Source organism: Parablautia muri, assembly GCF_009917485.1.
Classification (GTDB): Bacteria; Bacillota; Clostridia; order Lachnospirales; family Lachnospiraceae; genus Suilimivivens; species Suilimivivens muri.
This window is the reverse complement of record NZ_QZDT01000188.1, coordinates 1-844: the sequence shown is the minus strand read 5'-3', so window position 1 is coordinate 844 and position 844 is coordinate 1. Positions and strand designations below refer to the sequence as shown.

The window sequence follows — 844 nt, the reverse complement described above, 5'->3', positions numbered from 1 at the left end:
ATAAAAGCACCTACCTTTCTTATTAACTTATCATAGAAGATCTTAATTTACAGAAATTATTTCACACACTCTCTGTGACAGCTCATGAAGTTATTAACAGCAATGGGGAGATGCCCTTCCTCACACGCCATGCGGCAGTAGGCCGCCGCTTTCCTTGCATTCCCTTCCATGTCGCCGCGGAAGGGGCTGCAGATAAAAACCTTCTTACGCATCAGCGCCTCCATCCTTTCTTCATTTTCCTGTCATGCGCCGCTTTTGCGGCTTCGTAGGCTTCCACTTCCTTCTCGATCTGCATCAGCTTGGCAGCGAGGCTTTTCGCAACGATGCTGATTGCCTGCAAGATGCCGATAAGCTCCTGTGATTTTTCCATAGGTTCCATTCCTCCTTTCCGGGGCAGATAATCTTGTACCCCTTCACTGTCGTAATGACACTTTTTTGAAAACAGGCAATGAAAAATAAAACTTTTTTGAAAACCGTTCGACAAACGTATCTTTTCCTGTCGAATATGGAGAGAATCACACGTCAAATCCATGCTCCCGGAAAAAATGGCGCAGTTTCTCCATGACCTTGTTTTTGCGGAAATCAAGCGTCCGCCTGTTGCCTCCCGTCACCCGCGCATATTCATAAACACTCATTTCCTCCCCGAACACCTTCATGGCAAGCTCCCGTTCTTCCGGCAGGAGGGAATCCATAGCGTCCTGCAGGACACCAAGCAGCATCCGCTTTTCCGCCAGTTCCTCCATGCTCTCCGCAAAAAGCTCCGTCCGCATATCGTGTTAATAACTTCATGAGCTGTCACAGATTCGACCTCACCTGCTGTCGTGAAATCACCCATTTTCCTGTC

General features: G+C 48.0%; 3 protein-coding genes. All 3 read right to left on the bottom strand.

Going from position 1 to position 844, the window contains the following annotated elements; translation table 11 throughout:
- Positions 1-56 precede the first annotated feature (56 nt).
- Positions 57-212 (bottom strand): DUF7768 domain-containing protein, encoded by a 156-nt coding sequence (locus D5281_RS25145; protein ID WP_160562564.1) that lies wholly within the window; start codon positions 210-212, stop codon positions 57-59.
- Entirely contained in the window at positions 212-370 is a 159-nt protein-coding gene (locus D5281_RS25140) for a hypothetical protein (RefSeq protein WP_016226768.1), read from the bottom strand. Before D5281_RS25140 ends, D5281_RS25145 begins: the two co-directional genes overlap by 1 nt.
- 145 nt (positions 371-515) lie before the next feature.
- Complete coding sequence (locus D5281_RS25135) at positions 516-770, bottom strand: sigma-70 RNA polymerase sigma factor region 4 domain-containing protein (protein ID WP_277935639.1); 255 nt, start codon at positions 768-770, stop codon at positions 516-518.
- Positions 771-844 lie beyond the last annotated feature (74 nt).

Coding starts and splice junctions, on each gene's coding strand:
- D5281_RS25135 (WP_277935639.1), bottom strand. CDS start 770: ATGCGGACGGAGCTTTTTGCGGAGAGCATGGAGGAACTGGCGGAAAAG.
- D5281_RS25140 (WP_016226768.1), bottom strand. CDS start 370: ATGGAAAAATCACAGGAGCTTATCGGCATCTTGCAGGCAATCAGCATC.
- D5281_RS25145 (WP_160562564.1), bottom strand. CDS start 212: ATGCGTAAGAAGGTTTTTATCTGCAGCCCCTTCCGCGGCGACATGGAA.